This is a genomic window from Pandoraea faecigallinarum, assembly GCF_001029105.3.
In the GTDB taxonomy this organism is placed as follows: Bacteria; Pseudomonadota; Gammaproteobacteria; order Burkholderiales; family Burkholderiaceae; genus Pandoraea; species Pandoraea faecigallinarum.
In genome coordinates this window covers 3,208,467-3,227,290 of the sequence record NZ_CP011807.3, presented here as the reverse complement: position 1 = coordinate 3,227,290, position 18,824 = coordinate 3,208,467, and the positions used below count along the sequence as shown (strand labels likewise).

Here is an 18,824-nt window from a genome sequence, read left to right as displayed (position 1 = left end):
ATTCCCGGCGGCCCTTGCCTGAGGCGAGGTGCGCCGTCGGCAGTCACGTCTGTGGAGGACGTCAATTGTTGATGTTGAAACGAACGGTCGATCCCACGCCGCACGTAGCATCGATTCCCACACCTTCCATGACTTACGTGCCGCTCGGGCAATTTGGGCAGGGCGGGCGCAGGCTCACCGGCAGCGCACAAAATCGTGCGCTGGCGAGCAGCGACATCGAAGCGGTCGAGCAGGTCGGGGATGGGGCGCGAACCGCACTCACGCCGTCGGCGCAATGCGGCAGCGACGAACTCTGGTTGTGGCGCTTTCTGTTGGCGGGTCGTCCTTTCGGGGCGACGGGGGCTGCGGCAGGCGGGCCGGACGACGGGGCCACCTGGCTCTCGGCGGCCGAACATGCGCTGGCGCGGCGCTTGCCCCGTACGCAAATGCGTCACCGCTTCCTCTCGGAGCGCATCGCGCTTCGCTGGATATTCGGACGGTGGTTCCGCTGTACGCCCGCGCAAGCGCCCGTGCCGGTGGCGACCCCCGGCGTGTCATCGTTGGCGTGCGACGGTCCGCACGGCAAAGTGTGGATCGACATGGCGCACGCGGGACTCTGGCTCTTCGTCGCGATGGGACAAGGCCCGGTTGCGCTGGCCGCACATGCACCGACGCCCGTGGGGGCCGACGAGAGCGCCACCGGGGCTCTCGATCCGTTTGCGGTAGCCCGCGACACAGCGCATCGTCTGTGTCTGGCGCGGCTCGCCGGCGAGGGCGAGGCGCTGGCGTCGGGAGCCGATATCCCGCTCCTCGCTCACCCGTACGTGAGCGTGCCGTATGCCGGGCGCACACGCTATCTTTACGACATGTCCGTAAGCTCGCGATTGACGGTTGTGGCAGCGCGCGACAGCATCGTTCACCGGATGCGCGCCTTCGGCTGGCAAAACTGATATTCACTGCGGTTCGCCGACGTTCACTTTTGGCATTTGTGCCCATGCATATATGCATATGCGCCGGCGCAAAGGCAGGGGTCCTGAATTTGCGCTATTCTGGCCCGCTGTTTTGCCATCCATGACATTCGTCATATTCATCGCAACCCATCCCACCCGTCATCGACTTCCTGGAGAAGAAGCTCATGCGCCGTCGCCCGCTCGCCTCGCGTCACACTCTCGCCGCAGTACTCACCGCGCTCGCCTTGCCGTTGATCCCGCTCGCGGCACAGGCCAAACCGCTTACCGTTTGCACCGAAGCCAGCCCGGAAGGGTTCGACGTCGTGCGTTACAACTCGCTGACCACGACCAACGCGTCTGCCGATCCGGTGTTCAACCGTCTGGTCGAATTCGACGCCGCGCAGGCCAAGGTCGTGCCGAGCCTCGCCACGAGGTGGGAGGTGAGTCCGGATGGTTTGACCTACACGTTCACGCTGCGACCGAACGTGAGCTTTCACAGCAACGACCTCTTCAAGCCCACGCGCGCCTTCAATGCCGACGACGTCGTGTTCACCTTCGAGCGCATGCTCAACGACAACGCGCCGTGGCACAAGCTCACGCCGTCGGGCTTCCCGCATGCGCAGTCGCTCTCGCTGGGCAAGCTGATCAAGTCGGTGCAAAAGGTGGACGACAACACCGTGCGCTTCACGCTCTCCGCGCCGGACGCCGTGTTCCTGTCGATGCTGTCGATGGGCTTTGCATCGATCTATTCGGCCGAATACGCGGACAAGCTCGTCGCCGCCAACAAGACCGATGAACTCAACGCGCGTCCGATCGGCACCGGCCCGTTCGTCTTTCGCAGCTACCAGAAAGACAATGTCGTGCGTTTCGATGCGAACAAATCGTACTTCGGCGGCGCGCCCGCATCCGAGCGGCTGATCTACACGATCGTGCCCGACGCCGCCGTGCGCGCGCAGAAGGTCAAGGTCGGCGAGTGTCAGATCGCTCTGTCGCCCAAGCCGCTAGACGTGCAGGCCGCACGCAGCGACCAGGCACTCAAGGTGGTGGAGACGCCAGCATTCATGACCGCGTTCGTCGCCATCAACACCCAGCACAAGCCGCTGAACGACGTGCGGGTGCGTCAGGCCCTGAACCTGGCATTCGACAAGCCGAGCTACGTCAAGCAAGTGTTCGAAGGCGCGGCGACCCCGGCGGTGAATGTATATCCGCCGAACACGTGGAGCTACGCAAAGAACGTGGCCGACTATCCGCACAACGTCGAAAAGGCGAAGAAGTTGCTGGCCGACGCCGGCTTTCCGCAAGGCTTCGAGACGACGATCTGGACGCGTCCCGCGGGCAGCCTGCTCAATCCGAACCCCCGTGTGGGCGCCGAAATGCTGCAAAGCGATCTCGCCAAAATCGGCGTGAAGGCGCAGATCAAGACCGTGGAGTGGGGGGAGCTGATTCGGCGCGGCAAAGCGGGTGAGCACGATCTGCTGTTCATGGGCTGGTCGGGCGATAACGGCGATCCGGACAATTTCCTCACGCCGCAGTTCGGCTGCGCGGCCGTGACTTCGGGTACCAACTTCGCCCGTTTTTGCGATGCGAATCTCGACAAGTTGATCGGCGACGGCAAGCGCACGCACGACGTTGCCACACGCACCGCGAAGTATCAGGCGGCGCAGAAGGCGATCAAGGACGACGCGCTGTGGATTCCGCTCGCGCACCCGGTCGCTTCGGTGATTACGCGCGCCGATGTGAGCGGCTATCGGGTCAGCCCGTTCGGCCGTCAGGACTTCTCGGCCGTCAAGGTGAAGTAAGCGCAGGCAGCCGTTCGTTGCAGCAAGCCGGCGCCGGATGAAAAAAGCCATGCCCGTCACGGGGCATGGCTTTTTTGTCGGCGAGTGACGGGGGCGGGAGGCGGGACGTCAGGCGTCCGGCGCGCTCTCGGCCTCGCCGATCCGAAACACCTGCGACAGATCCCAGTCCGCCATGCCGCGTTCGACGGCATCCTTGAGCAGGCGGCGCACCTCGGGCAGCACCCGTTGCACTGTCGCGCTGGTGTGCGCGAGTTCGGCAATCGCATCGAGGTCCTTGAGAATCACGCGCACGGTGCCGGTCGCGAAGTCGGGCGGGGTCACCATGCGCGGCCACAGCGTTTGCATCAGCACGGAATCGGCCCAGCCGCCTTGCAGCGCGGCGGGCACGGCGGCGGTGTCGATGCCGCTGCGCTTGGCAAGCACGAAGGCTTCGGCCAGACCGGCGAGCGTCGTGGCGACAATGGCCTGATTGGCGAGTTTGGTCGTTTGCCCGGCGCCGGTGTCGCCCATGCGCGTCACGCGCGAGGAGAACGCGCGCAGTACCGGCGTGACAGCCTCGATGGCTTGCGCCGGGCCACCGGCCATGATGGCCAGCGTACCGGCTTCGGCGCCGCCCGTGCCGCCCGACACGGGGGCGTCGATCCAGATGCTGCCGGTGGCTTCGTGCCAGCGCTTGGCCAGATGGCGCGTGAGCGCGGGTGAAAGCGTGGAATGGTCGACGAGATAACGTGGCGGTGTGGCGGCGTGCACGAGGCCATGCTCGCCGAACACCACGGCTTCGACCGCCTTGCCGTCACCCAGGCAAAGCAAGGCGATATCGACGCATTCGCCCAGCGCCTGCGGCGTGACGCAAGCGATGGCACCGGCCTCGGTCAGGGCGCCGAGCTTCGCGGCAGAGCGATTCCAGACGGCGACGCCGTGACCGGCGGCCAGCAGCCGCTGCGTCATCGGTTCGCCCATGCGGCCGATGCCGCATAAACCTACGCGTGGGGTAGTCATCAATTCGGGTCCTCGTGGATTGGCGTCTCCCCGATCGAGGCTTCATAGGGCCATTGCACGGCGCCGGAGTGGGTCACCGCACCCAGCTTGGCCGGCCGCACCAGCGCTTCGTACTTTTCCAGCACGCCGCCCAGACGGCCCCGCACGAACGGTTTGACCTGCGCGGCCCGGGCGGCGAGTTCCTCATCGGAGAGTTCGACGTCGAGCTTACCCTTGATTGCGTCGATATGGATGGTATCGCCGTCACGAATTAGACGAATCGGTCCGCCGGCGGCCGCCTCCGGGCCGACGTAGCCGATGCACATGCCGCGCGTCGCCCCCGAGAACCGGCCGTCGGTGAGCAGCGCCACCTTCTCGCCCATTCCCTGTCCGTAAATGGCGGCCGTCACGCTAAGCATCTCGCGCATGCCGGGGCCGCCCTTGGGGCCTTCGTTACGAATCACCAGCACGTCGCCCTCGCGGTACGTCTGCGCCGATACCACCGCCATGCAGTCTTCTTCCGTCTCGAACACGCGCGCGGTGCCCGTGAATGTGAGTTGCTTCAGACCGGCCGTCTTGAGGGCGGCGCCGTCCGGGGCGAGGTTGCCGCGCAGCACGACCAGGCCCGCGTTGGGCGAGAGCGGCTCGGTGTGCGGCTTGACGACACGGCCGTCCGGGCCAGGGAAGGCGCGCAGTGCGTCTTCGAGGGTTTTACCGGTTTGCGTGAGGGTGTCGCCGTGAATGTGCCCTCCGGCGAGCAGTGCATTGAGCACCGCGGGCACGCCGCCCACGTGATGCAGGTCGACGGCCAGATAGCGTCCGCCCGGCTGCATGTCGCCGATGAGCGGCGTGCGGGCGAGAACTTCGGACACGTCGTCGAGCGTGAATTCGATGCCCGCTTCATGCGCAATCGCCGGGATATGCAGCATGGCGTTGGTCGATCCGCCCGTGGCCGCCACCGCGGCGCAGGCGTTTTCGAGACTCTTGCGCGTGACGAGATCGCGCGGCAACGGTCCGCCGTTGCGCAACGCGCGCATCACATTTTCGCCGGCACGGCGTGCAATCGCGATCCGTTCGCTATAGACGGCCGGCACCATCGCCGAGCCCAGCGGCGCCAGACCGAGCACTTCCGCGACCATCGCCATGGTGTTTGCGGTGAACTGGCCGGGGCACGACCCCGCCGTGGGCGTGCAGCGCTTTTCGATGCCGCGAAGCGTCTCGGCGGACATGTCGCCGCGTTGCGCCGTGCCGACCGCTTCGATGGCCGTGAGAATGGTGGCCTGCGAGCCGTCCGGGGCCACGCCCGGCAGCATGGCGCCGCCGAAGAGGAACACGCCCGGCACGTTTACCCGCACCATGCCCATCAGAATGCCGGGCAGCGTCTTGTCGCAGCCGGCCACGCCCACGAGCGCGTCGTAGCAATGGGCGCGCACGAACAGCTCGACGCTGTCCGCGATGGTTTCGCGCGAGACGAGCGAGAATCGCATGCCCGAGTGGTTCATCGAGGTGCCGTCGGAGACCGAGATGGCGGAGCCGCGAATCGGCACGCCGCCGCCGGCGGCCACGCCCAGCCGCACATTGTCGGAAATCTGGTTCAGCGACATGGAGCAGGGCGTGTTCTCTCCGAACGTATCGACGATGGCGACGAACGGCTTGTCGATGGCGGCATCGTCGAGGCCGGTAGCGCGCAGAAAAGCGCGGTGCGGCGTGCGCGTGACGCCTTCGGTGACCGTGCGGGAGCGGTGTTTGTGCAGATCTGTCATGGGGACTTCCTTAGGCGGGTATGGCTGGGTGCGGCGCTCACGTGTTGAGCAGCAGCCCGTTCTCGATGGCGAGCACCTGGCCGGTCATGGCGGGCGCGCGTGCGGCAAGGAACCAGGCGAGTTCGGCGATCTCCGCAGGTTGCGAGACCCGCTTGAGCGGCGCGTTCTCGCGCATGCCGTCGACAACGCGTCCGTAGGCGTCGTCGCCCAGCACGCGGCGCAACAGGCCGTCGTCGACCATGCCGGGGGCGATGGCGTTCACGCGCACATGCGGCGCGAGACTGCGGGCGAGCGAGAGCGTGAGCGAATTGACCGCCCCCTTGGACGCCGCATAAGCGATCGACGACCCCGTGCCGTTGAGCGACGCGAGCGACGATACGTTGATGACCGACGCCGAGCCCGCGCCTGCCGCACGCTCGCGCAACCACGGTGTGGCGGCGCGCGTCATCTGAAACATGCCGATGAGGTTCACGCGGTAGATGCGCTCGAATTCAGCGGCGTCGATGGCTTCCAGATCGGTGTGGGCGATCACGCGCGTCGTGCCCGCGCTGTTCACGAGGGCGTCGAGCCTTCCCCACCGCGCCCCGACGGCATCGGCCATGCGGCGGCATGCGGCGTCGTCGCCGACGTCGGCATCCACCACGAGCGTTTGCGCACCGGTCTCGCGGCACTGTGCGGCGACCGCCTCGGCGGCGCTACGCGTGCTGTCGTCGAAGTTATTGATGGCGACGGCCCAGCCGTCCTGAGCGAAGCGCAGCGCGGTGGCCGCGCCGATGCCCGTTGCGGCACCGGTGACGAGACAGACGGGAAAGCTCATGCGTCGCTCCGTTGGGGCTTGAGCGACATCACGATGCATGCGCCGCCGACGAGTGCACACGCCAGCACGATCATGCCCGGCAACAATTGTCCGGTGCTGTCCTTGAGAAAGCCGATGACATAGGGACTCACGAAGCCCGCGAGGTTGCCGGTCGAGTTGATCAGCGCGATGGCCGCAGCCGCACCGGCGCCGCCCATCATCGCCGTGGGAATGCCCCAGAAGACCGGCGCAATCGAATTGATGCCGATGGCCGCGACGATCAGGGCTGCCATCGACCACCACAGATGGTCGGCCAGCAGCACGGAGGCGAGCATGCCCGCGGCGCCGAGCACACAACACGCGGCGACGTGCATGCGGCGTTCGTTGCGACGGTCGGCATGGCGCGCAACCAGAATCATGGCGATGGCGCTCACCAGCGAGGGCACCGCCGAGAGCATGCCGATGTTGCCGAGGTTGGCCACGCCGGCCGCGCGAATCATTGTCGGCAGCCAGAACACGAGACCGTAGTTGCCCATGGCAATGCAAAAATACAGCAGGCCGAGCATCCACACCTTGGCGCTGCCGAACACTTCGCGCACGCTGTGATGTGCGCGCGTGCTGCCGTCGGCCGCGAGGTCCTGCGCGAGCAGGCGTTTCTCGTCGGCACTCAGCCACTTCACCGTCTCGATCCTGTCCTGCAGCACGAAGAACGCCGCGACGCCGACCAGCAGCGATGCGATGCCTTCGATCAGGAACAGCCACTGCCATCCCGAATAGCCGTGCATACCGCCGAAATGCTGCATGATCCAGCCCGAGAGCGGACCACCGATGGCGCCCGACACCGGAATCGCCACCATGAACAGGGCAATGATCTGTGAGCGCTTGTTTGACGGAAACCACGACGACAGATACAGCACGATGCCGGGGAAAAAGCCCGCTTCGGCCACGCCGAGCAGGAAGCGCAGCATGTAGAACGACATCGGGCCCTGCGTGAACATCGTCAGACAGGAAATGATCGACCACGTGACCATGATGCGGGCGATCCACATGCGCGCGCCCACGCGGTGCAGGATCAGGTTGCTCGGCACTTCGAACAGAAAGTAGCCAAGGAAGAACACGCCCGCGCCGGCGCCGTAGACCGTCTCGGACAGCGACAGGTCGGCGAGCATTTCCAGCTTGGCGAAACTCACGTTCACACGGTCGATGTACGCGACGATGAACGAGAGAAACAGGAACGGAATGATGTGCCAGGTCAGCTTTCGATACAGCGCATTGCGCTGTGTGGGGTCGAGGCTGGCGGGGGCGGCCGCAGTGGCATGCGGCTGCGCGCCGCCGGAAAGGGACGTGCTCATGGGTGTTGTCTCCGAGGTGCGTGCCATTGGGCACGTCGAGTTATCGGGCAGGCGCGGCGCATTGGGGTAAGTGCCGCGACGTCGTGCGACACCTGGTTATGCGTGCTTCGCTTCGGTCCATGCAAACGGGTATACCCGCGCTCACTGGATGGAGCGCCGACTCCCATACGCGGCAACGCTGCTCGATCGAAGGGTAAGGGCTGCACGGCCGTCGCGGCAAATCACACTTTGCACTCGCGACATTACCGTTTGGTTATGATGTCGGTCATTCGCCGGACGTCTTGCCGTCCGTACCCGGCTCGATGCCGCTTTCTCGCAGACCGCCATGACGACAACCGATAGCTCGATGGAGCGCTTCTTCCGCAGCGGCCTGAAACTCGGCCACCTGCGCATTCTCGTGACGCTGGGCGAGTTGCGTCAGGTCACGCGTGTGGCGGCGGCGTTTCACGTCACGCAGCCCGCCATCTCCAAGCAGATCGCGGAAATCGAAGACGCGCTGGGGGCGGCGGTGGTGCGCCGCGTCGGAAATGCCGTGGAACTGACCGGCATCGGGCGCGTGCTGGTCGAGCGCGGCCGTGAAATCCTGCGGCAGATCGAGCTTGCGCGACGGGACGTGAGCGCGCTCACCGCCGGAACTGCCGGGCATGTGCGCTTCGGCGCGGTGGTCACCATTCCGCAGCCGTTGGTCGCGCACGCGGTGGAGTTGTTCACGCGACGCGCGCCGAACGCGTCCTTCTCGTTCGTGGAAGCCACACTGGACCGGCTGCTGAAGATGATGGACGAGGGCAACCTCGATCTGGCGCTAGGGCGTAATCGCGTGACCGGAACCCTGCCGGTAATGCGCAACGAGGCATTGCATCACGAGCCGTTCGTGTTTGTCGTCGGCACGCATCATCCGCTCGGGGCTGCCGAGGCGGCCGTGGCCTGGGCCGACTTGCAGGACGTGCGCTGGATCACGCCGATGCGCGGCTCGCCGGCGTTCACCACGATGGCCGAAATTCTCGCGGAGCAGGGGGTGACACTACAGCGCCCGGCCATCGAATCGAGTTCGCTGTCGCTGAACCTGGCGTTGCTGCGCGGCGGGGACTTCGTGTCGATCCTGCCGCTCTCGTTGGCGCGCCGTTATGCCCAGCGCGGCAGCATGCGCGTGCTGCCGTTGCCGCCACTGGGGCCGCTGGGCGAAGCCATCCTGTATTGGCGCGAAGACACGACAACGCCGGCGGCACAGTTGTTCGCCGACTGTCTGCGGGAGTCGTCGGCCGAACTGATCGACGCCAATTGAGGGGCTGGGAAGACGCTGCAAAAACGGGAAGGGCGACGCGTTCGAGCGATTTGGGAAAGCGGGAAATCTCCCAGTAAGGCATGCATAGACTGGCACGTCCATGAACTCGCTCCCATTGGAGGCCGCCTGTGAAATCCCATCCTGCTTCTGCTTCTGCTTCTGCTTCTCGCGTCTCGTTGACATGGCGTGCCTGCGCGCTCGCCGCGACCTTCGTCATGGCGACCGGATGCACGACGGTTCCGGCGCCCAAACCGGTCACGCTGCCTGCGACGTCGCCTGCACCACAGCCATCGTTACTGCCCGTGCCGTCGCCTGCACCGCAGCCGTCGATACTGCCTGTGCCGTCGCCTGCACCACAGCCGTCGACCCGACCTGCCGCCGTGCCGGGGCCGATCGCGCGAGACGCCGTGCCCTCGGCATTGAACAATCCATCGCGCCGGCCTTGCACGCCGGAGTGGTTCTCCTATCTGGAGACTCACTACGCGGCGGTTGGCGACGCGCAGGGGCATGGTCCCGACCCGGGCAGCGACGAATGGCTTGACGCCTTCGAGCGCCGTCGCAACCTGCCGTCGACGAGCGCATTGCCGCGCGAACAGCGCTGTGCAACGCTCGCCCGTGAACTCGATTACCGCCACTGAGCGCCGTCAATTGTCGTTGTTCGTGCGCGCCACAGGAAGACCCGTGACGCGCACGCGCGCTTCCCATCAGGCCGCCCGCGCGGCCGTCTTCACGCCATAACGCTTGCCCGGCGCACTGTTGCTCAGGCCTTGCGACATCTGGCGGCGCAGCGCTTCGTACGCGGCCCACTGGGCGCCATCCTGCAACGGCGGGATCGTGACGGCTTCGCCCTGGTCGAGCCCGGACAGGGCCGCATCGACCAGATCGGCCGACGTCATCAGCCACTCCTGCGGCAACTCGCCATGCGATTTGCCCGCCACCTCCCAGAATTCGGTAGCCGTCGCACCGGGCAGCACCGCCTGCACGCGCACGCCGGTGTCGGTCAGTTGATGTTGCAGCGACTGCGAAAAAGCAACGACGAACGCCTTCGAGCCACCATAGACATCGTTGAGCAATTCCGGCGCAATCGCGGCGATGGACGCGATGTTGATGACCGTGCCGCGCTTGCGCGCCACGAATCCGGGAACGGCGGCGTAAGTCAGCCTGGTGAGTGCGGTGACGTTGACTTCGATCATGTCGGTCATGTGCTCGATATCGGCTTGCAGCAGCGGCGCGACGGCGCCGAAGCCCGCGTTGTTCACCAGCGTATCGATCGTGGCGTCCTCGCGCAGACGCGCTTCGACCACGGCCTGTGCGTCGCGGGTCGAGAGATCCGCGACGATGACGTCCACCTTGCGGCCGGTCTCGGCGTGGATGCGCTGCGCGGCGTCGTGCAGGCGTGCGGAATTGCGCGCCACGAGAATGAGATCGTGACCGCGGCGGGCGAGACGCTCGGCATAAACGGCACCGATGCCGGAAGAGGCGCCGGTGATGAGGGCGGTGCCCAGGGGCGTTGAGGGATGTTGGGTCATGGCAGTTTCAGTTCCTGTGCAATGTTGCGCTTGCGCGCGGTTCGGGCGCCTCGTGCGTTGCCCGTCACGCGGTTCGACGCGGAGGCGGGAGTCGTTGGCCGGTCGTGAAGGGTGTCGTTCGCGCCGTCCAATGCCACGGAGTTTGGTACGGATTGTCGATGTCTCAAATGACAATAAAACCACTTTTTAGGACAAGCGTGTCCGACGTCGGCGCGTGTCGTTCATTACAATCGACACATCGGCCGCTCCTTCCGCTATGGCCCTGGTGCCTTCTTTCAGTCATGACGAAACGTGTTGCATTGGTGGTCTATCCGGGCTTTCAGATGATTTCGCTCGCTGCGATGTCGGTGTTCGAGATCGCGAATTTCGGGCGGGATACGCCACTTTACGAAGTGCTGACCGTTTCGGTGGAAGGCGGGCTTGTGAAGGATTCGGCGGGGATTTCCGTGGCGACGGAAACCATTGGCCGGCGTCATTACGACACGATGCTGGTAGCGGGCGCTACGTACGTCGTGCCGACCGAGCCCGATCTCGTCGACGCGCTCAAACGCTTTGCGCCGAACGTGCGCCGCATCGGCAGTATTTGCTCGGGGGCCTTCGTGCTGGCCGACGCCGGTTTGCTGGAGGGACGGCGCGCGACCACGCACTGGGGGCAGGCGAGCGCGCTCCGGCAGCAGCATCCGGACGTCGTCGTGGAAGAGGACCGGATTTACGTCAACGACGGCAGCATCTGGACTTCCGCCGGCATGACGGCCGGAATCGATCTGGCACTCGCGCTGGTCGAAGCCGACTACGGCAGCGAGATCGCCCGCGAGACGTCACGACTGCTCGTGGTGCACTACCGCCGCACCGGCGGTCAATCGCAGTTCTCCACACTCTCCACGCTCGAACCAAGCTCGGACCGCGTGCGCGCCGCACTGGCGTATGCGCGCGAGCATTTGCGCGAGCCGTTGTCGGTCGAACAACTGGCTGCGCAAGTGCATTGGAGCGCCCGGCACTTCAGCCGCGAGTTCACGTTGCAGACTGGCCTCACGCCCGCCAAGGCCATCGAGAAATTGCGGCTGGAAGCGGCGCAGGCGTTGCTCGAAGCCGGCGAGGCGTCGATTGCGCGGGTGGCGGACGTGACCGGTTTCGGCGACGAAGAGCGCATGCGGCGGGCTTTTGTGCGCACCCTCGGCAAGCCGCCGCAGGCCTTGTTGCGCGAAGCACGTGAGCGGATGCGCGCCTAGTCGGCCGGCAATGAGGGCGATGAGGCGATGCTCATGCGGGACTCCGCCGGCGCTCATGACGACGTCGTCCGCACGGACGAACGTCGTTTCCGGCGGGCGGGCGATGTAAGCGTTTCATGAACGATACATTTTTGGCAGGCCATCCCCCGATGTCTCGCAAGTTGAGTTATTAATTCTTTTTAAATCAAAGGGTTGAGTCGTCTGGCACGGAATTCGCGTACGTGAATCGTGTATGGCGAAGCGCCAACCCGGATTCTCCGCAGGCTGTTGGCCAGGGACTCCTGTGCATCGACGCACGGGCGGGGCAGTTATTGCCCGCGTTTACTGCGAATGCGCTTTCGCCGTAACGCCCGACCTTCTGGCGGGGTTCGGCGTGTTCCGAAGTGAGTGTGTGCGCGTGCGCGGGGAGGGGACCATGAACGGGTTCAAGGCGACGTTGGTAGCGGTGGCCGCAACGGCAATGCTGTGCGGCATTTCGATCAATGCGTCATATGCCGCCGGTGGTGGCGGTGGCGGGCGCGGCGGTGGCGGCGGCATCGGCTTCGGCGGTGGCGGCGGCCTCGGTGGCCTGGGTGCCTTCGGCGGCCCCAGTGGACCGGGAGGCGGTGTCGGCGTTGGCGGCATCGGTGGTATCGGTGGTATCGGTGGTATCGGTGGTATCGGTGGTATCGGTGGCGCAGGCGGCTGCGGCTGCGGCGGCCATGGCGGTGGCCCTGGTGGCGGCGGCGGTGGTGGTGGCGGCGGTGGCGGCGGCGGTGGTGGTGGCGGTGGTGGTGGCGGCGGTGGCGGCGGTGGTGGTACCGGCGGCGGAGGCGGCGTTGGCGCGAGTAGCGGTGGTGGTGGTGGTGGTGGTGTCGGCGTGGGCGGCCCGGGCGGGCGCGGCATCGGCGGCGCGGCCGGCGGCAATGGATTGGCGGCATTCGGTGGTCCCGGCGCCCTCGGCGCGGGCGGGGGCAGCGGATGCAACATGAACGGCCAGGCGGGCGAGGAGCCTTGTCCCTGAGCCTGGAGAGGGCGGGCGCCTGCACGCGTTCGGCACAGCGCGTGCAGGGACTGGCCCTCGGCACCTCGATAACGTAACGCATCTCAGGTTATTCGTCGGTTCCTGACGCGACCGGCTGACGGCATCGCCGTCGGCCGTGCCACCCCCCCGGCCCGTGATCAGGCTGTTCTCCCGGCGAAGGGCGCCCCTTTGGTGATCCGAAGGGGCGTTTTTTTATGATTTGCCCAGCCTATCGAAACGAATGGGGGATATGAAAATGCCGATTATGTATTTCGCGTAAACCCGCGTTTGTGGCAGCATCCGGATTCCGGTCGCGCGCATTGGGCTGTGCGGGCGACCCGGGCGGACCCATCAGGTTCGCGCTCACTCGCACAGGCGCCCAACAGGCGCCGCAATCCATAAGCACAAGGAGAATTCGCACATGCTGTCCCGTCAACTGATCAACGCGTTCCTCGGCGCCACGTTTGCGCTCGCCTCCCTCGGCGCTTCGGCTCAGACCGCCGACAAGCCCCTGAAGGTCGGCACGATGGCCGGCTCGGACGCGCAGATCTTCGAAGTCGTGAAGAAGGTTGCCGAGAAGCGCGGCCTGTTCATCAAGATCGTCGAGTTCAGTGACTACGCACAGCCGAACGCCGCGCTCGACGCCGGCGATCTGGATGCCAACGGCTTCCAGCACAAGCCGTTCCTCGACAGCCAGGTCAAGGACCGCGGCTACAAGATCACGACGGCGGGCCTGACTTACGTATCGCCGCTGGGCTTCTACTCAAAGAAGTACAAGTCGCTCAAGGACCTGCCCAACGGCGCGCAGGTCGGTATCCAGAACGATCCGTCGAACGGCAACCGTGCGCTGCTGCTGCTTCAGAAGGAAGGCCTGATCAAGCTCAAGTCCGGTCTGGAAGGCAAGAACGCCACGCCGCTCGACATCGCCGAGAACCCGAAGAAACTGAAGATCCGCGAACTGGAAGCCGCGCAATTGCCGCGCGCCTTGCCCGATCTGGATGCCGCGTCGATTAACACCAACTTCGCTGCACAGGCGGGTCTGGTGCCCAAGCGCGACGCCATCGCCATCGAAGATCTGAAGGGGCCGTACGCCAACCTGATCGCCGTGCGCACGCAAGACCTGAACAAGCCGTGGGTCAAGCAACTGGTCGACGCCTACCACTCCGACGAAGTGAAGCAATTCATCGACACCCAGTTCAAGGGGGCGCTGATCGCCACATGGTAAGCATGGGGTTTGCGGTGTGCCGCGCATGAAAAAACCGGGGTTTCGACCCCGGTTTTTTCATGCCGGCGTGCCTGGGCGATTGCTGCGCTGGCATGAAAGCGTTTGACTAGAATGGAAGTGTCATTCCATCGACGGGAGGCCGCCATGTCCATGATGAACGTTTCGATGATGCCGGTGGCGCTGCTCCTCGGTTTCGCCATCGGCATGCTCGTCGATCATTTCTGGGTGACGCACCACGACGAACCGTCCGGGCACCGGCGGCTCGACTGGCACGAGATGTGGGATCGCATCCGTCACCAGCACTGAACCGCACCGGCCGGCTCGGCAGGCAGGCGCGGGCAGTTACCGGCGTGGCGGGTCAAATGCCGGTGCGAAGCTTGCGCCACAGGGTCGAGCGGCTGATGCCGAGCGCTTCACACGCGGCGTTGCGGTCACCGCCGCAGGCCGCCAGCGTCGCGTGAATGCGTGCGAGTTCCTCGGCGGCGCGCCGCTCGCGTCCTGTGAGCGGCGCGCCGCGGGTGGCGTGTACTTCCTCGCTCGGGGCGACCATTGTCGGCGTGCCGATTTTCCGTCCTGCGTTCGTTTTTGAAACATCCTGGGCGGCGTCCGTCGCCGTACCCAGTTCCGGGGCGATTTCGATCAGGCGCGCCCGGCTGATTTCCCGGGCGTCGACCACGTCGGCGCACACGACGGCGATGCGCTCGAGCAGATTCTCCAGTTCCCGGACGTTTCCCGGCCAGCGATAGGTGGCCAGCAGCGGCAATAGCGACGCCTGCAACGCGTCGACGCTCATGCGCGCGCCCGCGCGGGCGAGAGCACGTTCGAGAAACAGCGGCGTGAGTCGAGGCAGGTCGTCCATGCGCTCGCGCAACGGCGGGAGCACCATGCGCAGGATGTTGAGCCGGTAGTAGAGGTCTTCGCGGAACAGCCCTGCGCCGACTTGCGCACGAAGATCGCGGTGCGTGGCGGCGATGACACGCACGTCGCACGGCACGGGTTCGTTGGCGCCGAGGCGCAGGACTTCACGCTCCTGCAATACGCGCAGCAGACGTGTTTGCAGTGGCATCGGCATCTCACCGATTTCATCCAGAAAGATGGTGCCGTTGTGCGCCGTCTCGAAAAGACCGGCCTTGCCGCCGCGCCGGGCGCCGGAGAATGCGCCGTCCTCGTACCCGAACAATTCGCTTTCCAGCAGCGTTTCCGGAAATGCCGCGCAATTGATCGCGACGAACGGATAGTCGCGTCGGCGGCTGGCGTTGTGAATGCCCTGGGCAAGCAATTCCTTGCCCGTCCCGCTTTCGCCGTGCACGAGCACCGTCGAATCCGTCTGCGCATAACGGCGTGCCAGCGCGCGCACTTGCGTCATGGCTGCCGAGTCGCCGATCAGGTCGTCGAGGCGGTAGCGCGCCACGAGATGCCGCGGACGGTGCCGCGAGCGCAGCGAACGATCCACGCGGGCAAATGCCTGCGAGTCCTGACACGTGACCAGCGCACCGGTCAGCGTTCCCTGATCCAGTAGCGGAATACGGTTGATGACCCAGGTTTTTCCAGCCATCGACACAATGGCTTCGAGTTCCGCGCTCGCGCTCTCCAGCGTGCGCGCCATATCGAGGGGCGGGGCGATGGCATCGAGAGGGCGCCCGAGCGCGTCGACTGCCGTGACGCCCAGAATCCCGGCCATCGACGCGTTGATCGCTTCGATGCGTCCGTTCAGATCGACGGCCGCCACGCCCTCGTGCAAGTGGCGCAGCACGGTGTCCAGACGTTCGCGCCGCTGGGCTTCGATACGCCCGAGACGCGCGACTTCCAGCGCCGTATCGAACGCGGCGCGCACGGAGCCCTGCGAGTACAGGAAGATGCCCGTCAGGCCGGCGCGCTCGGTCAGTTGCGTAACGAGACCAGGACCCACAATCACTTCCATGCCTTCGTCGCGCAGCCGCAGTACCAGATCTTCGGCGTTCTGTGCATCGACGTAAGTGTGTTGCGCGATGTCGATATGAAAAGCGCTCTTGAAGCGCTCGAACTCCGGCGCCGGGCGTGCGTAGGACACCAGCGCGATCCGCGAGTCGGGAGACGACGCAGGCAACGCGCGGCGCGCCCGCGCCAACGCATGCATGACGTCCGAGCCCGTCACCTTGACCAGCACAACGGGCAGCGCGAGACGCTCACGCAGGAAGTCGCCGTTGGATCCGCCCGCGACGATGCCGTCGACGCTTCCCGCGGGCAGTCGTTCGAGCGCCTCGATCACCGCCTCATAGCCCTTGTCGACGATATGCACCTCGGCCTGCGTGGCGTAATCGGGCACGATGTCGCGATACAGTTCCCCGAGCTTGCTGATGCCGACGGCCCAGATCACCGGCTTTCGCATGGCGGGCGTGGCTCCCGGGCGCGGCCCACCGGCCGGTGCGCCGGCGGATCGGGGCGGTAAATCGGCGGGGGACGAATTCGGCATATCGGGCGGGTGGGGCGGGCAAATTAGGTTGCATCGTAGCATGTTGCGATGATTTGTTTCATTTTTCGTTTCAAAATGAAACAGATTGAGTACGGACCCCATGCCATTGCCGGGCCTTGACCTTGACGTACACGTCGCGCCAGCGAAGAATTTCCTTCGACAAATGAAGGCATTACCGGCGTGGCGACGCAACGCCCACGTCTGCATCGATATCATTGGCACGGCCATTGCTAATGCATACCCGCACTCCACCTACGCAACCCACGCGCGACGCGGCGGCATCGGACCGCACGTCTCGCCAAACACGACCGAGGGACTCAAGTGACGCAAACCATTCGTTCGGCCGGCGCCGCCTTCCGCGAGGCCGTCAAGACCGAGCAACCGTTGCAGGTTGTCGGTGCGATCAACGCCAACCACGCCTTGCTCGCCAAGGCGGCCGGTTTCAAGGCGATCTATCTGTCCGGGGGCGGCGTCGCGGCGGGCTCGCTCGGCTTGCCCGATCTGGGCATCTCGACCCTCGACGACGTGCTCACCGATGTGCGCCGCATCACCGACGTATGCGACCTGCCGCTGCTGGTGGACGTCGACACCGGCTTCGGCCCGTCGGCCTTCAACATTGCGCGCACCGTGCAGTCGCTCATCAAGTTCGGCGCGGGCGCGATGCATATCGAAGATCAGGTCGGTGCGAAGCGTTGCGGCCATCGTCCGGGCAAGGCCATCGTGACGCAGCAGGAGATGGTCGACCGGATCAAGGCCGCGGTGGATGCACGCACCGACGAGAACTTCGTCATCATGGCGCGCACCGATGCGCTGGCCGTCGAAGGGCTTCAGGCCGCCATCGACCGCGCCTGCGCCTGCGTCGAAGCCGGTGCGGACATGATCTTCCCGGAAGCGATGACGGAACTGCCGATGTACCGCCAGTTTTCCGATGCCGTGAAGGTCCCCGTGCTCGCCAACATTACAGAGTTCGGCTCGACGCCGCTCTTCACCGTGGAAGAACTCAGAAGCGCGCAGGTCGGGCTGGTGCTGTATCCGCTGTCCGCCTTCCGTGCCATGAACAAGGCGGCGGAAAACGTCTATCACACGATTCGTCGCGACGGCACGCAAAAGGCCGTGCTCGACACGATGCAAACACGCGCCGAACTCTATGAGAGCATCGGTTACCACGCGTACGAACAGAAGCTCGACGCCCTGTTCGCGCAACAGAAATAACGAACCCTGATCCTGGAGGAAAGAGCATGAGCGAGACGACCGCCACCGGCTTCAAGCCGAAAAAATCCGTCGCCCTGTCGGGTGTCACCGCGGGCAATACCGCGCTGTGTACCGTGGGCCGTTCGGGTAACGATCTGCACTATCGCGGCTACGACATTCTGGATCTGGCGCAGGCTTCCGAATTCGAAGAGATCGCGTATCTGCTGGTCTACGGCAAGTTGCCGACGGCTGCCGAACTGCGCGGCTACAAGGCCAAACTCAAGTCGCTGCGTGGCCTGCCGGCTGCCGTGAAGGACGCCCTCGAAGCCGTGCCCGCCGCCGCGCATCCGATGGACGTCATGCGCACGGGCGTGTCGGTGCTCGGCACCGTGCTTCCGGAGAAGGACGACCACAACATCCCGGGAGCGCGCGACATCGCCGACCGGCTGATGGCGAGCCTCGGTTCCATGCTGCTGTACTGGTATCACTACAGCCAGAACGGCGTTCGCATCGACGTGGAGACGGACGACGACAGCATCGGGGGCCACTTCCTGCACCTGCTGCACGGCGAGAAGCCGTCGGACCAGTGGGTGCGCGCGATGCACACTTCGCTGATTCTCTACGCCGAGCACGAATTCAACGCCTCGACCTTCACCGCGCGCGTGATCGCCGGTACCGGGTCGGACATCCATTCGGCCATCACGGGCGCCATCGGTGCGCTGCGCGGCCCGAAGCACGGCGGCGCGAACGAAGTGGCGTTCGAAGTGCAGAAGCGCTACAACTCGCCGGACGAAGCCGAAGCGGATATTCGCAAGCGTGTCGAGAACAAGGAAGTCATCATCGGCTTCGGCCACCCGGTCTACACCGTGAGCGATCCGCGCAACAAGGTCATCAAGGAAGTCGCGCGCGAGTTGTCGAAGGCGCAGCAGAATACGGCGATGTACGACATTGCCGAGCGTCTCGAATCGGTGATGTGGGACGTCAAGAAGATGTTCCCGAACCTCGACTGGTTCAGCGCCGTGAGCTATCACATGATGGGCGTGCCCACGGCCATGTTCACGCCGTTGTTCGTGATCGCGCGCACCTCGGGCTGGAGCGCGCACATCATCGAGCAACGCATCGACAACAAGATCATTCGGCCGAGCGCCAACTACACCGGTCCGGAAGATCAGCAGTTCGTGCCGATCGACAAGCGCTAAGTCCGCATTGCGCGCCGGGCGGAAGCCTTCGGGACGGCAGTAGCGCGATACCTGCTGCCGTCTCGCGCCCGATGCCGGCGCGCCGTCTTCACATCGC

The 18,824-nt window shown here is 65.3% G+C and carries 16 protein-coding genes; 10 read left to right on the top strand and 6 right to left on the bottom strand.

The genetic code is table 11. The annotated features are described in order from the left end of the window. The first annotated feature begins 71 nt into the window (after positions 1-71). Together AB870_RS14020 and AB870_RS14015 are read left to right on the top strand one after the other, a co-directional pair. The gene (locus AB870_RS14020) at positions 72-929 is read left to right on the top strand and encodes a 4'-phosphopantetheinyl transferase family protein (protein ID WP_157112329.1); all 858 of its coding nucleotides are present in this window, start codon (positions 72-74) and stop codon (positions 927-929) included. 185 nt (positions 930-1,114) lie between these two features. Then, positions 1,115-2,728, top strand: coding sequence for an ABC transporter substrate-binding protein (locus AB870_RS14015; protein ID WP_047905177.1), 1,614 nt, complete (start codon positions 1,115-1,117; stop codon positions 2,726-2,728). A 108-nt stretch (positions 2,729-2,836) separates the two neighbouring features. Here AB870_RS14015 and AB870_RS14010 read toward each other — a convergent pair whose 3' ends face one another. The 4 genes from AB870_RS14010 to AB870_RS13995 are packed head-to-tail and all read right to left on the bottom strand — an operon-like array spanning position 2,837 to position 7,617. Further along, positions 2,837-3,727 carry an NAD(P)-dependent oxidoreductase gene (locus AB870_RS14010; protein WP_047905176.1) on the bottom strand — a complete coding sequence of 297 codons (891 nt, stop codon included), beginning with the start codon at positions 3,725-3,727 and terminating at the stop codon, positions 2,837-2,839. Beyond that, complete coding sequence (gene ilvD / locus AB870_RS14005; protein ID WP_047905175.1) at positions 3,727-5,469, bottom strand: dihydroxy-acid dehydratase; 1,743 nt, start codon at positions 5,467-5,469, stop codon at positions 3,727-3,729. The genes AB870_RS14010 and ilvD overlap by 1 nt, the downstream gene beginning before the upstream one ends. Positions 5,470-5,506: 37 nt before the next feature. Next, positions 5,507-6,286 carry an SDR family NAD(P)-dependent oxidoreductase gene (locus tag AB870_RS14000; protein ID WP_047905174.1) on the bottom strand — a complete coding sequence of 260 codons (780 nt, stop codon included), beginning with the start codon at positions 6,284-6,286 and terminating at the stop codon, positions 5,507-5,509. Then, positions 6,283-7,617, bottom strand: a complete 1,335-nt coding sequence (locus AB870_RS13995; protein WP_047908208.1) for an MFS transporter — start codon at positions 7,615-7,617, stop codon at positions 6,283-6,285. The genes AB870_RS14000 and AB870_RS13995 overlap by 4 nt, the downstream gene beginning before the upstream one ends. 325 nt (positions 7,618-7,942) lie before the next feature. On the opposite strand from AB870_RS13995, the gene AB870_RS13990 reads away from it, so the two are divergent. Together AB870_RS13990 and AB870_RS25640 are read left to right on the top strand one after the other, a co-directional pair. Next, positions 7,943-8,899: a LysR family transcriptional regulator gene (locus AB870_RS13990; RefSeq protein ID WP_047905173.1), complete on the top strand. Its 957-nt coding sequence runs from the start codon at positions 7,943-7,945 to the stop codon at positions 8,897-8,899. Between the two features lie 176 nt (positions 8,900-9,075). Further along, the gene (locus tag AB870_RS25640) at positions 9,076-9,537 is read left to right on the top strand and encodes a hypothetical protein (RefSeq protein WP_053059374.1); all 462 of its coding nucleotides are present in this window, start codon (positions 9,076-9,078) and stop codon (positions 9,535-9,537) included. Between the two features lie 66 nt (positions 9,538-9,603). On the opposite strand, the gene AB870_RS13980 is transcribed toward AB870_RS25640, so the two are convergent. Next, complete coding sequence (locus AB870_RS13980) at positions 9,604-10,428, bottom strand: SDR family NAD(P)-dependent oxidoreductase (RefSeq protein WP_047905172.1); 825 nt, start codon at positions 10,426-10,428, stop codon at positions 9,604-9,606. Positions 10,429-10,709: 281 nt separating this feature from the next. Here AB870_RS13980 and AB870_RS13975 point away from each other — a divergent pair, with 281 nt between their 5' ends. The 4 genes from AB870_RS13975 (at position 10,710) to AB870_RS13960 (ending at position 14,191) form a co-directional block, all read left to right on the top strand. After that, positions 10,710-11,657 (top strand): GlxA family transcriptional regulator, encoded by a 948-nt coding sequence (locus AB870_RS13975; RefSeq protein WP_047905171.1) that lies wholly within the window; start codon positions 10,710-10,712, stop codon positions 11,655-11,657. A 415-nt stretch (positions 11,658-12,072) separates the two neighbouring features. After that, on the top strand, positions 12,073-12,660 hold the full coding sequence (locus AB870_RS26385; protein WP_174554727.1) for a hypothetical protein: 588 nt from the start codon (positions 12,073-12,075) through the stop codon (positions 12,658-12,660). 421 nt (positions 12,661-13,081) lie between these two features. After that, complete coding sequence (locus AB870_RS13965) at positions 13,082-13,885, top strand: MetQ/NlpA family ABC transporter substrate-binding protein (protein ID WP_157112328.1); 804 nt, start codon at positions 13,082-13,084, stop codon at positions 13,883-13,885. Between the two features lie 144 nt (positions 13,886-14,029). Next, positions 14,030-14,191, top strand: coding sequence for a hypothetical protein (locus AB870_RS13960; protein ID WP_157112327.1), 162 nt, complete (start codon positions 14,030-14,032; stop codon positions 14,189-14,191). Between the two features lie 52 nt (positions 14,192-14,243). Here the strand turns inward: AB870_RS13960 and prpR are convergent, their stop codons facing one another. Beyond that, positions 14,244-16,253 carry a propionate catabolism operon regulatory protein PrpR gene (gene prpR, locus AB870_RS13955; protein WP_047908204.1) on the bottom strand — a complete coding sequence of 670 codons (2,010 nt, stop codon included), beginning with the start codon at positions 16,251-16,253 and terminating at the stop codon, positions 14,244-14,246. Positions 16,254-16,658: 405 nt separating this feature from the next. Here prpR and prpB point away from each other — a divergent pair, with 405 nt between their 5' ends. Together prpB and prpC are read left to right on the top strand one after the other, a co-directional pair. Then, complete coding sequence (prpB, locus tag AB870_RS13950; protein WP_174554726.1) at positions 16,659-17,549, top strand: methylisocitrate lyase; 891 nt, start codon at positions 16,659-16,661, stop codon at positions 17,547-17,549. Between the two features lie 26 nt (positions 17,550-17,575). Continuing rightward, complete coding sequence (prpC, locus tag AB870_RS13945) at positions 17,576-18,727, top strand: bifunctional 2-methylcitrate synthase/citrate synthase (RefSeq protein WP_047905170.1); 1,152 nt, start codon at positions 17,576-17,578, stop codon at positions 18,725-18,727. The last annotated feature ends 97 nt before the right edge of the window (positions 18,728-18,824 follow it).

Coding starts and splice junctions, on each gene's coding strand:
- AB870_RS14020 (WP_157112329.1), top strand. CDS start 72: ATGTTGAAACGAACGGTCGATCCCACGCCGCACGTAGCATCGATTCCC.
- AB870_RS14015 (WP_047905177.1), top strand. CDS start 1,115: ATGCGCCGTCGCCCGCTCGCCTCGCGTCACACTCTCGCCGCAGTACTC.
- prpC (WP_047905170.1), top strand. CDS start 17,576: ATGAGCGAGACGACCGCCACCGGCTTCAAGCCGAAAAAATCCGTCGCC.
- AB870_RS13990 (WP_047905173.1), top strand. CDS start 7,943: ATGACGACAACCGATAGCTCGATGGAGCGCTTCTTCCGCAGCGGCCTG.
- AB870_RS13960 (WP_157112327.1), top strand. CDS start 14,030: ATGTCCATGATGAACGTTTCGATGATGCCGGTGGCGCTGCTCCTCGGT.
- AB870_RS26385 (WP_174554727.1), top strand. CDS start 12,073: ATGAACGGGTTCAAGGCGACGTTGGTAGCGGTGGCCGCAACGGCAATG.
- AB870_RS14000 (WP_047905174.1), bottom strand. CDS start 6,286: ATGAGCTTTCCCGTCTGTCTCGTCACCGGTGCCGCAACGGGCATCGGC.
- prpR (WP_047908204.1), bottom strand. CDS start 16,253: ATGCGAAAGCCGGTGATCTGGGCCGTCGGCATCAGCAAGCTCGGGGAA.
- AB870_RS13980 (WP_047905172.1), bottom strand. CDS start 10,428: ATGACCCAACATCCCTCAACGCCCCTGGGCACCGCCCTCATCACCGGC.
- ilvD (WP_047905175.1), bottom strand. CDS start 5,469: ATGACAGATCTGCACAAACACCGCTCCCGCACGGTCACCGAAGGCGTC.
- AB870_RS13995 (WP_047908208.1), bottom strand. CDS start 7,617: ATGAGCACGTCCCTTTCCGGCGGCGCGCAGCCGCATGCCACTGCGGCC.
- AB870_RS13965 (WP_157112328.1), top strand. CDS start 13,082: ATGCTGTCCCGTCAACTGATCAACGCGTTCCTCGGCGCCACGTTTGCG.
- AB870_RS13975 (WP_047905171.1), top strand. CDS start 10,710: ATGACGAAACGTGTTGCATTGGTGGTCTATCCGGGCTTTCAGATGATT.
- AB870_RS14010 (WP_047905176.1), bottom strand. CDS start 3,727: ATGACTACCCCACGCGTAGGTTTATGCGGCATCGGCCGCATGGGCGAA.